The sequence below is a fragment of the Dyadobacter sp. 3J3 genome, assembly GCF_009801115.1.
Taxonomy (GTDB): Bacteria; Bacteroidota; Bacteroidia; order Cytophagales; family Spirosomataceae; genus Dyadobacter.
This window is the reverse complement of sequence record NZ_VTOL01000021.1, coordinates 71,638-85,943: the sequence shown is the minus strand read 5'-3', so window position 1 is coordinate 85,943 and position 14,306 is coordinate 71,638. Positions and strand designations below refer to the sequence as shown.

General features: G+C 38.4%; 14 protein-coding genes and 1 pseudogene. 13 read left to right on the top strand and 2 right to left on the bottom strand.

Going from position 1 to position 14,306, the window contains the following annotated elements; translation table 11 throughout:
- The 7 genes and pseudogenes from FZF08_RS28910 to FZF08_RS28880 form a co-directional block, all read left to right on the top strand.
- Window positions 1-111 (top strand): annotated as a pseudogene (locus tag FZF08_RS28910) (IS982 family transposase); the annotation flags it as partial.
- Between the two features lie 263 nt (window positions 112-374).
- A complete protein-coding gene (locus FZF08_RS28905; protein ID WP_159477391.1) occupies window positions 375-635 on the top strand; it encodes a hypothetical protein in 261 nt (86 codons plus the stop codon).
- A gap of 207 nt (window positions 636-842) precedes the next feature.
- Complete coding sequence (locus FZF08_RS28900) at window positions 843-1,325, top strand: hypothetical protein (protein WP_159477388.1); 483 nt, start codon at window positions 843-845, stop codon at window positions 1,323-1,325.
- Between the two features lie 105 nt (window positions 1,326-1,430).
- Entirely contained in the window at window positions 1,431-1,823 is a 393-nt protein-coding gene (locus tag FZF08_RS28895; protein WP_159477386.1) for a response regulator, read from the top strand.
- A gap of 79 nt (window positions 1,824-1,902) precedes the next feature.
- Window positions 1,903-4,752, top strand: a complete 2,850-nt coding sequence (locus FZF08_RS28890; RefSeq protein ID WP_159477384.1) for a PAS domain S-box protein — start codon at window positions 1,903-1,905, stop codon at window positions 4,750-4,752.
- Window positions 4,753-4,928: 176 nt separating this feature from the next.
- A complete protein-coding gene (locus FZF08_RS28885) occupies window positions 4,929-5,153 on the top strand; it encodes a DUF2798 domain-containing protein (RefSeq protein WP_159477382.1) in 225 nt (74 codons plus the stop codon).
- A complete protein-coding gene (locus FZF08_RS28880; protein ID WP_200837189.1) occupies window positions 5,150-5,728 on the top strand; it encodes a Crp/Fnr family transcriptional regulator in 579 nt (192 codons plus the stop codon). The genes FZF08_RS28885 and FZF08_RS28880 overlap by 4 nt, the downstream gene beginning before the upstream one ends.
- Window positions 5,729-5,795: 67 nt before the next feature.
- Here FZF08_RS28880 and FZF08_RS28875 read toward each other — a convergent pair whose 3' ends face one another.
- Entirely contained in the window at window positions 5,796-8,147 is a 2,352-nt protein-coding gene (locus FZF08_RS28875; RefSeq protein ID WP_159477380.1) for a GH92 family glycosyl hydrolase, read from the bottom strand.
- 147 nt (window positions 8,148-8,294) lie between these two features.
- The gene (locus tag FZF08_RS28870) at window positions 8,295-9,164 is read right to left on the bottom strand and encodes a hypothetical protein (RefSeq protein WP_159477378.1); all 870 of its coding nucleotides are present in this window, start codon (window positions 9,162-9,164) and stop codon (window positions 8,295-8,297) included.
- A gap of 289 nt (window positions 9,165-9,453) precedes the next feature.
- Here FZF08_RS28870 and FZF08_RS28865 point away from each other — a divergent pair, with 289 nt between their 5' ends.
- The 6 genes from FZF08_RS28865 to FZF08_RS28840 all read left to right on the top strand — a co-directional run bounded on the left by FZF08_RS28865 (window position 9,454) and on the right by FZF08_RS28840 (window position 14,272).
- Entirely contained in the window at window positions 9,454-10,254 is an 801-nt protein-coding gene (locus tag FZF08_RS28865; RefSeq protein ID WP_159477376.1) for an MYG1 family protein, read from the top strand.
- A gap of 154 nt (window positions 10,255-10,408) precedes the next feature.
- Entirely contained in the window at window positions 10,409-10,735 is a 327-nt protein-coding gene (locus tag FZF08_RS28860) for an HU family DNA-binding protein (protein ID WP_255463763.1), read from the top strand.
- Between the two features lie 817 nt (window positions 10,736-11,552).
- Entirely contained in the window at window positions 11,553-12,341 is a 789-nt protein-coding gene (locus FZF08_RS28855) for a LytTR family DNA-binding domain-containing protein (protein WP_159477372.1), read from the top strand.
- A 314-nt stretch (window positions 12,342-12,655) separates the two neighbouring features.
- Complete coding sequence (locus FZF08_RS28850; protein WP_159477370.1) at window positions 12,656-13,525, top strand: sensor histidine kinase; 870 nt, start codon at window positions 12,656-12,658, stop codon at window positions 13,523-13,525.
- Between the two features lie 178 nt (window positions 13,526-13,703).
- Window positions 13,704-13,841 (top strand): hypothetical protein, encoded by a 138-nt coding sequence (locus FZF08_RS28845; protein WP_159477367.1) that lies wholly within the window; start codon window positions 13,704-13,706, stop codon window positions 13,839-13,841.
- The gene (locus tag FZF08_RS28840; RefSeq protein WP_159477365.1) at window positions 13,838-14,272 is read left to right on the top strand and encodes a hypothetical protein; all 435 of its coding nucleotides are present in this window, start codon (window positions 13,838-13,840) and stop codon (window positions 14,270-14,272) included. The genes FZF08_RS28845 and FZF08_RS28840 overlap by 4 nt, the downstream gene beginning before the upstream one ends.
- Window positions 14,273-14,306 lie beyond the last annotated feature (34 nt).

The following is a 14,306-nucleotide window of genomic DNA, read 5'->3' as shown; positions in this document are numbered from 1 at the left end:
GGATTTAGAACAAGAATTCTTGCAAAAATTACGTCCTTAACTTTGATTCAATACCTTAATAAATTTATATTCAACAGGAATATAAACAATATCAAAATTCAAATCACATAATTTCACCCAACGGGTTTGAATTATCTGTTTTTATGCAAATAGGTTAAAAGACGGTTTGCATGAAGCTAATTTAAAATATTTTTCCAAATGTTTACCGTGGCTATTGCTTACTAAATGATATATGGATGATTGTTGATGTAAAAGGAAAATAAGCTCATTTCTCAAAATGCTGAATAAAAATCAGAGGTAAATAATCCGGGATATAAAAGGCACAGTTTTATTTAATAATATTTTCAATTCGATATTTTCAACCATCAAAAACCATGAAAACAAATTCCATACAAAAAGCATATCAACAAATGATCGACTGGAACAAGTACCGGCTCGAACAAAATACGGAGTCATTGACTAAATTGATAGCATTATTACCTGAATTGCCCGAACCAGATCAGGCCGATCCAGTATATCAGGCCGATATTGATGATTTACTTTCTTTGAAGATTATTTACGAAACAGGGATAAGAAATTTTGAAAGTAAAATCGACAAATACTCTGAATTACTTGATGAATTGAAAGAATCCTGATCAATTGGCAATGTCGTATCTGAAAAAGGAATAAATACGCTTAAAATTTTCTTTTTGTTCTCGCCAGAATTATGAGTTTTTGCATCCTTATCTTTGCAAATTATTTCTAGTATATTACCACTGCCGCCTTAGTTTGGAAATGGTAGCTGGAATATCAGAAATCAATAGAATTAATTGAATTTTTAGTACCATTCATTTTTCATTAGTATGAAGTTCAAAGCTTTAAGTATTTACTTATTTAGTTTTTTAGTTTTCGGTACAGTAGTAAGTGTGTTTTATGGCTGTAAATCCGACGAGCCTACTGTCGTAGCCTGCACCGAAGGCGTATTAAGCTATCAGGACCTAAATCCTGCTTCTGGCTTATCAGCAGCCGTTTTAGATACTAATTCGGTGGTCAATTTGGTCATAACTTCTCAGCAGCAATACGAAAGATATATTGCCAACCGTAACCAGGACATCGATTTTGGTTCGAAAATGCTTTTGGCAGGCAGTTATTTTACAGATTCAGCGGCACATGTAGTGAGTCAGTTGGTCACAAGTGATTGCGGCGCCGGCAAGTTGATATACCATATTGAAGTCGTGCGTACGAAAGGAGTATCCATCACCAGACAACACGTTGAATATTTCGCAATTGTTCCAAAACTTCCGGATGGAACGCAGGTTAAATTTGATGTTGCTTACAAAAAGTAAGATTATAAAACTTTGGAAGCAGTAAGTATTTAAAATGTGGATGGAATAATTTCCATTGAATTTTAGTAAACCCCAATTAAAAATATAATTTGCCAAGCAGGCTTTATGAATTCAAAAACAATTTACCTGGCTGATGATGATCCCGACGACCGTTACCTTATTTCTGATGCAATAAAAAAGATCGACCCTGATATTAAGATTGTTGAAGCCGAAAATGGTTCTGATTTATTACTTTCTATTCAGGAAAAACAATTTATTTCTCAGGTTTTGATTGTTTTGGATATGAATATGCCAAGAATGAACGGACTCGAAACCCTGATTGCCATACGTTCCAATCCATTTCATGCAGCAGTTCCTACTGTGATGATATCAACATCGGCCGATCCAAGACTTGTGGAATCTGCTTATAAGGAAGGAATTGATGATTTCATTGCAAAACCAAATAGCTACGATCAATTTATGGAACTTGCAGACAAACTCGTTTCAAGGTTTTTTTAAAATATAATTGTACCAATTCAGGCACGAAAATTTGAAACAAAAACTATTTTAATTTTCAAACCAATAATGCATTCAACCGATGAGTAACGGGAAATTAAAGCCTACCAATCATCATGGACTAAATGAACGCCTTAGTGTGGATTTTGCGTTGAAAGCGGCAAAACTTGGCGTATGGGAAGTTGATCCCAAAACAAGAATTGTGCATTGGGACCAGCGATGCCGAGATTTATTCGGGTTAGAAGACGATTACATGATTTTAGAAGAAATTCTTACCCATATTCATCCGGATGATCATGACTGGGTTGCCGAGGCCAGAAATTTAGCAATGACCCCAGGATATTCCGGAGAATATGATGTTACCTACCGCACAATCGGAGCGAAGGACAAAATTTTACGCTGGGTGAGATTTACTGGAAAAGCCGAATATAATGACCAAAATTTAATGATCAGGTTTTCAGGTGTTGCACAAGATGTTACCAAAGAAAAACTTCAACAGCAGCAACTTCAAAATAGCGAAGCCCATTTTAAAGGGCTCATCCAGCAAGCACCTTTTGCGATTGCGGTTTACAAATCTCGGGACCTGATCATCGACACAGCCAACCAGGCTATGATAGAGCTATGGGGAAAAACACCAGCGGTGATTGGTACCGAATTGTCAAAAGCACTGCCAGAACTGGAAGGTCAGCCATTTATCGGAATTCTTGAAAATGTTTATGACACCGGAATAATATACGAAACTGATCAGCAAGTGGTGGATCTGGTGGTAGATGGAAAACTTCAGGCCTTCTGGTTTAAATTTACCTATCAGCCGCTGACGGATACAGAAGGAAAAGTTTATGCCATTCTAAATATGGCAGTTGATATTACCAGGCAGGTTTTATATCAAAAACGCATTGAAGAAAGTGAGCGAAAAATACTCGCCTCTTTCGAGCAATCTCCTGTCGCCATTGCTATGATCACGAAGCAGGATCTGGTTTTTACCATGGTAAATCCATTTTGTGGTCAACTTTTGGGAAGGTCATCAGACCAATTAATTGGCAAACCCATGCTTGAAATACTGCCGGAACTTCGTGGCCAGGGGCTTGATACACTTATGGAGCAGGTCATAGCTACAGGAGTGCCATATGTTGCCCACGAAACATCGGTAAATGTTTTGCGCAATGGAAATCTGGAAACGATTTATGTGGATCTAACCTACCAGCCAAATATTGAAACGGACGGTAGTATTTCAGGCGTTTTGGTTATAGCAACACATGTCACCGAGCAGGTAAAAGCCAGAAAAGAAATAGAAAGCCGGGAAGCGGAGCTGAGATCTATCATTGCTAATGCACCGGCAGCAATGGGACTTTTTGTAGGCAGAGACCTGGTCGTTCAACTGCCTAATCAAGCCTTTATTGATATTGTCGGAAAGGGTAGTAATATTGCAGGAAAGCGACTTGCCGATATAATGCCGGAACTTGAAAACCAGGCTTTTCTCCAAATACTAGACGACGTATATACAACTGGAACAATGTTTCAGAGCCCGGGGGCACAAGTCAACATTGTTCGAAACGGTGTAATGACTTTCAATTTTTATAACATTACCTACTCCCCGCTTTTTGACGAATCCGGAAATGTTTATGCGATTCTGGATATTGCCATTGATGTAACAGAACAGGTCAAAGCCCGTCAGCAGATTTTAGATTCTCAGCACCAGCTGAGTGGCGCTATCGAGCTTGCGGAACTGGCTACCTGGAGTTTGGATATCAGCGCCGGACGTTTTAGTTATTCGGGGCGTTTTATGGAATGGCTTGGATTAGAAATTGATAATATCAGCGAAAAGGAGGCCTATAATTATGTACCCGATCAGCATCGTCAGTTTGTTGAAAATGCTGTGAAAGATGTAATAACGCCGGGTTCTTCCGGAATTTATAAAAACGAACATCCTATTATCAACCGTGTTACCGGCAGGCAACTTATTATACAAACGCAGGCCCGTGTTTTTTATGACTCACAAGGAAAGCCAGCTCTTTTGAGTGGTACCGCACTAGATGTAACAGAGCAGCGCAATATTCAGATATCCCTGGAACAGCTCGTACAGCAACGTACCGAAGAACTGGAAACTGCAAATGAGGAGCTGACCGCTACCAATGAAGAACTGGGCGCCATCAATGAAGAGTTTGCAGCCACAAATGACGATCTCGCAGAGGCTAATCATCTGCTGAATCTTTCAAATCAAAATCTCGAACAGTTTGCATACATTGCCAGCCATGACCTCCAGGAACCTCTAAGAAAAATACAACAGTTTGGGGATCTTCTCAAAAAGAAATATGATTCTTCGTCTAACGATGCACTTACATATTTGGATCGGATGCAATCTGCTGCAACCCGTATGTCGGTTCTCATTAACGATCTTTTGACCTTTGCCCGTATTTCAAACAATCCTCAGGATGCACAGCAGATTTCTTTACAAGATGTATTGAGCGCAACCCTGTCCGATCTGGAATACAGCATTAATCAAACCCACGCACAGATACAGGTGGGCCAGCTCCCTGTAATTAATGGCAATAAAGTTCAGTTAGGGCAATTGTTTCAGAATCTCATTAGCAACGCGCTGAAATTTCGCGATTCCACTAAACCACCATGTATTAACATCAAATACGGGTTAATTAAAACAGAAGATATCCCTTCGTATGTTAAACCTTCCCGCTGGGCGTCATCATACCATTTGATATCTGTGGCCGATAATGGAATCGGCTTTGAACAACAATATGCCGACCGGATTTTCCAGGCATTTCAACGGCTGCACGGCAAGAGTGAATTTGATGGGACTGGTATTGGACTAGCGATTTGCGAAAAGGTAGTAACAAAACATGGAGGAGCCATAACCGCAACCAGCCAGCCTGGCAATGGGTCTGTATTTGAAATTTATTTACCTTCTGATTTATAATTTAAAAACCCACATCTTGTAACGGAAAACATTTATAAAAAAAGTTTTAATTCTAACCCTGCATTAACCGAAGTCTCACCCAAATTAATACTATACTTTCATTTTTTGACGTAGATCAATGTTTACTGCCAGTCAGAACGGCACCTTTGCACTTCCAAAGCAAAAAATGAATTCAAATGAAACAGAAATATTTTAAGTACATTAATACCCTATTTGTAGTGATTCCCATGACGCTGATCATGGCCTTTGTCGGGTTGATACGCAATTATGGATTTGGCCAGGACTGGTTTTACAAGTTTATAAGCGCATGGAGCGTTATGTTGCCTGTGGCTTACGGAGCTGCATTTTTAATTATTCCAAATGCCCGAAAACTGGCCGAAAAATTCTGTTCAAAACCGTGATTAATATAACTGACCAGGTTAAAGGATACATAAATGAAAGAATCGAGGTAACTCCTTCCGAACTTGAAACTATACTTACCTATTTCAAACAGTACACAGCAAAAAAAAATGAAATTTTAATACGTCAGGGCCAGGTCGGTCAACGTACTTTTTTTGTTGGCAAGGGCTGTCTGCGGATTTTTTTCAACAATGAACAAGGCCAAGACACTACAAGATATATCGCATTTGAAAACAATTTTGCTACCGCGCTTGTCAGTTTCATCACAGGGGAGCCATCACAGGAATTCATCCAGGCGGTCGAAAATTCCGAACTTCTTTATATCACTCAAACAGACTTTTATCATCTTCTGGAAATCATTCCTTCATGGGATAAGTTTTACAGAATCTATCTTGAAAAAGCCTATGTCAATAATACCAACCGGCTTATGTCTTTTGTGACAATGGATGCAAAAGAACGTTATCGGCTGCTTTTAGATCAAAATCCTGCCATCGTCATGCGCCTGCCTAATAAACTGGTTGCTTCCTATATTAACATTTCACAGGAGACACTTAGCAGGCTGAAGGGGAAGATTTGAAATGGTCATTTGTGGTCAGAGGTAGTCAGGAAATAGTCATTTTTCGATGTATGATTATTCTTCAGAGTTATTGTTCGGACGGTGGCGGTGTGGCTATTCCCCAGGATTTGTTTGGCTCCTTTCCCATTGTAAATTCAAGATCACCGCCTTTCATAAGCTCGTCACGGTATAGCCAGCAGTTATCCAGTTCTTTGCCATTGAACTTTGCTGACTGGATAAATAAATTTTCTGCCGAATTATCGATTGTTTTAATCGTAAGTTTTCCTGAGTTCCCGAGCTCTATCACAGCATTTTTAAAAAGCGGGCTTCCTAATTCTATGATTGGGCGGGCGTCCGTAAATCCTTTCACATCAAACAAACCGAGCGATGCCAGTACGTACCAGGAACCAAGCTGCCCCTGATCTTCATCCTGTCCATAGCCATATCCGTGAATAGGCTCGGTACCGTAAAACTCATCACAAATAAGCCTGGTCCATTTTTGGGTGAGCCATGGTTTTCCTGAAAAATTAAACAGCCAGCTTATGTGCAGACAGGGTTGGTTACCATGGTTGTAGATGGATTTGATCCCAGCAAAAGCATCAATCTGTTTTCCTCCGCCAAAACCCGATTTTTCAGACGAAGAAAAAATGCTGTCGAGTTTGTCATTGAAAATATCCTTTCCCATTGCCTGAATCAATCCGGCCGGATTTTGCGGAACGTAAAAAGTATATTGTACCGCATTTCCCTCCTGAAAACCCCGCCAGGGTTCATAGGGATCAAGCTTTTCAATATAAGACCCATCAGCGTTTTTGGGGTGCATCAGTTTATTTTTAGAATTAAAAATAGACTTCCATCCGTTGGAGTACTTTATCAAATCGTCGTAATCCTGATTTTTATTCAAGGATTTCGCCATTTGTGCTGCGGCAAATGCACTGAAACTATATTCCAAAGTATGAGAAGCCGAATAATGCGAACCTGTTGAATCGGTTTTATCGCGATCCAGAAACGGAACAAAACCATAATGCATAAAGGCCTTTGTATCCATTTTCCCAGAGCCCGGTTTTCTGTTCTGCCAGTTCATTTCGTTTTCTTTCACTGCCTGATAAGCAAGCTGCACATCGTAATTCCGAATACCTGCATTATATGCACCCGCAATGGCCAGGCCTACGAAATTGGTTCCTACACCAGAAACATATTCGCTGTTTGCGATACCGTCGCCAAACCAGCCTTTGTCCTTATAAACTTGGAGCTGTGTAGAGACATAATTGCCATACCATTGCGGGTAAGATAATGACCAGAGCTGCGTGATATTCCAAAATGCGCCCCATATGGCATCGGTATTCATGAATTCCGGCATTTCAATACCATTGGTGCTGGGTAACTTCCCAGTAAGTCCGCCATGTTTTGGATAGGATCCGTTAACGTCACTGGCAATTCCCCGACCCAATAAAGCATGATATAACCCGGTATAAAATTTGATTTTGTTACGCTGATTTGTGTCCGTTAAAGCGATTTTCCCCAGCTGTTGCTGCCATACTTTCTGAGCATTTTCTTTGGCTTTGTCAAAATTAAGACCGGAAGCCTCTGCCACAAGGTTTTCTTTGGCATTGGCCGTTGAGGTATAGGAAAGCCCTAGTTTAATTTCAACCTGATCCTTTTCTGCTGTTGCATAATTTAATACAAGGCCGGCGCCTTTACCTTCCGAAAATGATTTATTTTCAAAAACCTCATCCGATGTAAACGCTGTGACACTTTTAGGCCTTCTACTTATCTCCCCATAAAAATACATTGACACTTTTCCCTCGGGATCGTAAAGCGCTACATATTTTGGATAAGTACTTACATAACCTTCAAAATGTGTGTCATCAACCATTTTCAAGGCGGCATCCGTTACCTCGCCGCTTTCTCCCTGTTTATTTCCGATATCCAAAATGATATGCGACTGATCATTTTTCGAGAAAGTATAGCGGTGAAAACCAACTCTTTTTGTAGCGGTCAGTTCCGCGGTTATCTGATAATCGTCCAGCAGCACTTTGTAATATCCAGGTTCAGCCACCTGATTTTTACGATCAAATCCGGAACGATAGCCTGTTTTGGGTCCTTCCAAATTACCAGGTTTCAATTTTAAAATTCCGTTTGACGGCATAAAACTCACACCTCCTACCTGCCATTCGTGAAAATTCACAAAACCTTCGATTGAATTTTGTCTGGTGTCATATCCAACCGCCTCCCACCCTGACGCATTTCCATAATGCCCATTTGTAGATGGCGCAAGCTTGGCCATTCCATAAGGCACGGCCGCAGGTGTATAAAAAAACCAGCGACTATGCGCTGTTCCAATGTTTGGATCAACATATTTAAGAAAATTCTTATGCGATGCAGCGCAGGATGCAAGTAATGCAGCAAGAAGAATAAAGTAGCTTTTCTGTAACAATCTCATAGAAAATTGTATATATCTCATTCATATTTCGAATAAAGATAAATCAGAAAACGATATGTACATACATACCAACAAACTATTTTTAAATTATTGTTTAGACTGTACTCTTACTTCAATGTACAATCTGGCAAAATTAATTGGCATGGTTCAGTAAGTCTCGTAATCGAAGAGCAAAGTTTCAGTAACAGCATTTGAATTCTCAGGACCATTATTCTGCTTGGTAACCCGTGTAAGCGGAAGCCCATCAGTATTATAGGTATATTCGTAAGTTGTTGTATAATTTTCAGTTGTGGTTTCTGAAAGAATATTATTTTCGCTTAAAGAAAGGACATTATCTACTCCCCCGAAAAAAGTATAGTAAGTAGAATTTCCCTGCGACGGCCTGGTTGGTCCATTTGGTGCTGGAATTATAAAATTTCCATAGAACGGATTTATTTTGTCGTCATATGTGTATGAAGACGTTGAGTTGGTAACCGAAGAAACGTTTTTAGTAAAGGTCGTTGTAGAACTTGCTGTTTGAAGGTTACTGCCATTAAAATTGTATTGAATATCCTTTTCGAACGAAATAGATGAAAAACTAAATTTTCTTTTACTTTCTTTTAAAACATTTCCATTATAATCAAAAGTCATATTATAAAAATCGTCGCTTGTTGAAGTATAATCGAGCTTATTAAATTGTCGGTTTTGATTATAGGTAAACTGATATTTTTCAGACTTCATATCGCTAAAATTCCGTACAACCGAAGAAAGCAGATTATCGTCAAAATTATAAATTGTCCGTGCTCTCACAGCCAGGTTGCTATCAGGTGTCTGATAAGATTTAAGATAACTCAACTGATTCCCGGCGGCGTAATAAAACTCGGTAACATTGGCAACACCATTATCATTAGGATGTGTCTGCGTTATACTTTTTACACGTAAGTGACCCGAAGGGTTTTCTGGTGGAAGATGGTCTGTACAGGACAAAGCAGTCGTAAAGAGAAGGAAAAGCAATTGAAGTATAGCGATCTTTTTCATGATCTATTGGGCTAAATGAATTACATTATAAATTTAATAATAATTTATATTTAAATAACAATAAATTTTAGCTATATAGCCTTACAGAAAAAGATTAATACTAACAAGAATAAGAATTTTTCTATTACCCTTTTCGCACTGGATAAGTAATTAGAAAATCAATGCTTTAACGATATTTTGATAGCCCGAATCGTATAATTTTAATACAAATTATAATAACTAACTTATCTATGTTTCAATATCTGAATGGATCAATTGATTAAATTAGCAGAAATCTTATAGAATATTTATGTCTTTTTCTACCGTCATTACCCATGACACAGCCTTTCACGCCGATGAAGTCATTGCTGTGGCCCTTCTTCGTCAGGCAGGTTTTCAATTCGAAGTAAAGCGTACCCGTGATCCAAAAGTACTTGCAGAAGCAGTTCCGGATAGCAATATTCTGGTTTTGGACGTAGGCGGAGTTTACGATCCGGAGATGCTCAATTTTGATCATCATCAAAATAAAGAACTTTTATCTGCCGCCGGCCTTGTTTACGAACATTTTAAAAATGAAATCTGCCCGATTGACGCACAAGCCTATTTCGGACGGTTTATTTCGTCTATTGATGTAATGGATACCAATCGTGACAATATTTTTGAACTTTGGTCTACACTTCCAAAAGGATTTAAAAATACGTCTGGTATTCTAGGTGGTTTTAACCGGGATATGACAGATGCTGCGGTGCAATACAAGCAATTTTTAAAGGCCACTGAGGTAGCTCAGGAGATAATCGGGAATGAAATTTATTCGTCCGTTAAAAAGGCAAAATCAGAATCAGACTATCAATTCCGGACCATTCTGGATAATAACGTCGCGGTATTTGATCAGTTTTCTACCGTTTGGAAAGATAAGAAAGAACATATTTTTGCCATTTTGCCCCATTCCAATGGCTGGCAGATTCAAACAGTTGATACCAATGTTGCCGTCATTCCTGAAAGTGTTGCCTCACTTGATGGGTTTGTATTCAGACATATTTCTGGTTTTATGGCTGTAATAAAGGACAAGGCGGTACTTGTGGATTTCGCAAAATCACTGGATCGTCTTTAACACTTTACCCGCATGCTTGTTATTTTCGCTTGAAATACTTTTAATATTTTACCTCTTATAATTCGCCATAGTATTTTTCAAGAAGCTGAAATATAAATAGGTGGTGAGACTTTTACTGCTAAAAACCTGTGTATTAAAGCAGAAAGCCTTACCTTTGCACTTTGTTTTACCCCACAATACAGACCGCATGACAAAAGCAGAAACCATTTCCAAAATAACAGAACGGACAGGAATTGACAAAGACACCGTTGAAAAAGTAGTTGAATCCTTTTTTGTGACGATCAAAGATTCATTGAGTGAAGGAGAAAATGTCTACTTCCGAGGCTTTGGAAGTTTTACGATCAAACACAGAGCACAAAAGACTGCCAGAAATATTGCTCTTAATTCTACTATTATTGTTGATGCGCATGTCATTCCATACTTCAAGCCATCTCCTGAATTTGTTAGTCAGATCAAAGAAGGTGTAAGCCTGGAACAATAGATCATTTTTTTGAAAGCAGACCAAATACGAATTTGGTCTGCTTTTTTTGACATATGCTTCCAAAATAAATCTCCCCTATCCTTATCCTGTTACACCTGCTAATTATAATTATCAGGGCTATGCATTATAAAACCAATGCTATCCGCTTAATATTTTAATTACTTTTTTAATTTGAGCCTGCATTTAGGCAGAGAAACTGATTGGACTATTCAATTATCTATTGTATGTCATGCACTTTTAATAAACTATCCATTGGTTCTGGAATTTACATGCTAACAGGCTTTAAGCAGAAAAATACTATGCATACGCGTTAGATAATATGTCTCACACAAGGAGCTGGAATTGAAAACCACTATCAACAAAAACAGGATTACAAAAAATGCAATCCTGTTCCTCACTACGCACACACTATAGGATCAGTTTTTCAATTTCGTGAAAAACTTAAAACCTTATTTAACCATCATAACGTTGAGCATTTATTTTATCTTTACAGTTATCTGAAAAATTATATTTTCAAAGTTAACATCCTGTGTTACTATCACTAAGAAATATTACAATTCAGTATGTTTAAAAGTAGCGTATATTAATATTATGTTTACATTCAAATGTTAAGAACATGATAATAGCCTTTAACAAAAGAAAATGAGTTTAACACACTAGGAATCTCCATTACTAATATTGAGTCCTTTCTAATTGATAATACTATTTCCGTACTAAAAATATGTGTTATGACTGTGGAACTAAAACAATTTCGACCAGTTTTGCTATTATTCGACCAATGCGGTAAAATTTCAGACGAACAGATGAATCATGGACTATGAGTGCTATTTTACAATGTTTTATCATTGATGACGAGCCGGGTGCTCGTGAAGTCATAAGAAAATTTGTTGCCCGTGTGCCTTTTTTAGAAGTGGTAGGTGAATTCGGGAATGCGGTGGACGCCCTTTTCCAAATGCAGCGACTTAAGCCAGATCTAATATTTCTGGATGTAGAAATGCCGGAAATGAACGGTTTCGAATTTATACGATCATTAAAAGGAAATATGCGCCCCAAGATATTAATGTTTTCCGCCTATTCTGATTACGCACTGGAAGGTTTTGAACATGAGGTGACTGACTATCTGCTGAAACCCGTTTCTTTTGAAAGATTTATAAGAGCTATAAACAGAGTAACAGAACTACCTGCATTAAAAACGGAGAATAAAGAAATAAAACAGCCCGATCTTGCCGCAGCAATGCCGTTAAAATTGCCTTCACCTACCAGAAAAGAACAAAATGGAAGTGACTTTCTTCTCATCAAAGAAGATAAAAAGCTTGTGAGAGTGATACCGGAAGACATTTTGCTGATTGAGGCTATGAAAGATTATATTAAGATTTTCCTGCCTGGTAAAACAATTGTTACCCTCAATACCATGACCAAAATGGAAACCATGCTTCCTGTAAATCGTTTTATACGTGTAAACCGCTCCAATATTATCAGAATCAATGCCATTGAAGAAATTGACGGAAATCAAATTACTACAATAGACGGTAAAAAAGTCGACATTGGGATAACTTACAGAGATGTTGTGCTGGAGGCCTTAAAAAAAGCAGCTGAAAACAAATGAGAATTCAGATGGAAAATAAACTCAGCTTGCATACGATTTTTGATAATAATAAAGCGGGGGTTATTATTTTTCATCTTCTTCTTTGCGCTCTCACCTGGATAATCAGTAAATATTTTTCCATCGGCCCTTTTACACGGGATAATTTGTTTATTACAAATATCTTGTGCTTAATTTTCTTTTTTCAAACCCTTTTTATTTACTACTGTTTTAGCCTTTTTATCTTCCCCCGATATCTTTACCAAAAGAAGGTTATATCGTTTGCATTAAGTTTCCTGGCGATTTTTCTATTAATATACTGGAGTAATTATTTTTCTGTGAGGCATCTTCTTCCTTACAGTGACGGCTACGCATCGGGCAACTATCAGGACGTATGGATACAGAAGGTTTATAGCTTATTTCTCATTCAGGCCGGATGGTTTGGCTGTTTTACAATGCCAAAGGTGGCTTCGTGGAATTTCTGGTATAGCTTTGAGGTCCCCACTATTTATTTGAGTATCAAATATTTCAAAGATATGATTGAGTTTCAGAAAAATAATATGACACTCAAAAATAATAATCTGGCACTAGAAAGAGATAATCTGGCACTAGAACTTAGTTTTTTAAAGTCCCAGATTAATCCGCACTTTTTATTTAATACGCTCAACAGTATTTATAACCGGACTCTGGATGTGGACGATCAGGCTTCGGATCTGGTTCTTAAGTTATCCGGTTTGATGCGATATAGTCTTTACGGTGTGAATGAGGACAGGGTGCCTTTGATTGAAGAAATAGAATACATCGAAAATTACCTTGACCTTGAAAAATACAGGCATTCTTCCGATCTGGTTAAAATTTCAATAGATACCGAAGGAATTGAAGGAAGACATAAAATTGCCCCGCTTCTTTTAATTTCCCTGGTGGAAAATGCATTTAAACATGGAGTCAATCTAAGTATAAAATCATCGTATGTTCACATTTCGGCTGTTGTTGAAAATGACACGCTTTACTTTACGGTATTAAACAGTCTTCCCGAAAACAGCAAAACGCCCATCTTCATTACTCCTTCAAAAAAATCCGGTGGCATTGGCCTTTCAAATACCCGTAAGCGCCTGAGCATGCTCTACGCCGACGTACATGACCTTTCTTTTCAAACTACTGAAAAAGAATACGAAGTCACGCTTCGAATCTTCCTGGATGCCCACTGATACAATTTCCCGACCAGTGAGTTTATCGGTAATAATTTAACGCTTATCGAAAAACGCCTACCTCTACGTCTAAATTATTTACACAGGCTGAATAGAAACGCTAGCTTCGTTTCATCATTCAGTCACAAAGACTATGTGAATTCAAACGTTAATTTAAACTTCAAAACCTTACATAACCATGCAATCGAAATCAACTACATCCGCAGCTGCCAGCAAACGTCTTGTTCTTAAAAAAGAAAGAATCACTTCACTTAGTTCTAAAAACGGCTCTCAGCAATCGAAAGATAACACGGGCATGACCTCTTTTCTACTGTGAACACGGTTAGCTGGTCGAACACCATTGATTCCAGTTTTCAGATAAATCCAAATCCAACGTATAGGTGTATTCTTATCAAAAAGTGGTGGCTTGCCGACAGCTTTCTGGAAAGTTTTATACGCAGGACGAGTGGTCTAGAACTCACCTGGTCCGGTGCTTATTCAGCGGAAGCTTTGAGCACACTTCAAACGGGTTCTTATGACTTGGTTTTCGCAAGTTTGCCTTCTCCTGAAATGGCAGTTCCGGAAAGTATTCTGTCGGAACTGCGAAAGCAAAAGGCACTTATTATTTCAGCCTCCTATCCCGAATATCTTTTTTCCGGGTATAGACTGGATCCGTTATACTTTTTGAAAGAACCCTTCCCCCCGGCGAATCTTCAAAGGGCATTGGAAAAATTCAAGGATATTGCGTATTGCAGAAAAAGCGCCTGAAATCTGTAATGTATCAGGTTTTTAATTTAAGAAT